The sequence below is a fragment of the Virgibacillus salexigens genome (assembly GCF_014905415.1).
Classification (GTDB): Bacteria; Bacillota; Bacilli; order Bacillales; family Amphibacillaceae; genus Virgibacillus; species Virgibacillus salexigens.
Genome location: NZ_BNEO01000213.1, coordinates 1 through 289 on the forward strand (window position 1 = coordinate 1; position 289 = coordinate 289).

Here is a 289-nt window from a genome sequence, read left to right on the forward strand (position 1 = left end):
TTATGCAGAAGCACATCAGGGAGACGAAAATTATATTCGAAATTCGGTCAAGGTGGTTATTGATGCGTATACTGGTGACGTTAATTTCTACATTGTAGATAAGGTCGATCCATTGCTTCAAACATATGCAAAGATGTTTCCAGAGTTATTTACAGAAGAAGTACCAACAGATATTCGTTCCCATTTTAGGTATCCTGAGAAGTTATTTAAGGACCAGGCTAAAATGTATGGAACCTATCATATGACTAATTTAGAAGTTTTCTATAATCGAGAAGACTTTTGGCAGTTT

At 35.3% G+C, this 289-nt stretch carries 1 protein-coding gene; it reads left to right on the forward strand.

What is annotated here, in order from left to right; all coding sequences use genetic code 11:
* Window positions 1-289: UPF0182 family protein (locus tag JKP73_RS22895; protein WP_200412064.1), on the forward strand; the 289-nt coding region annotated here is incomplete at both ends.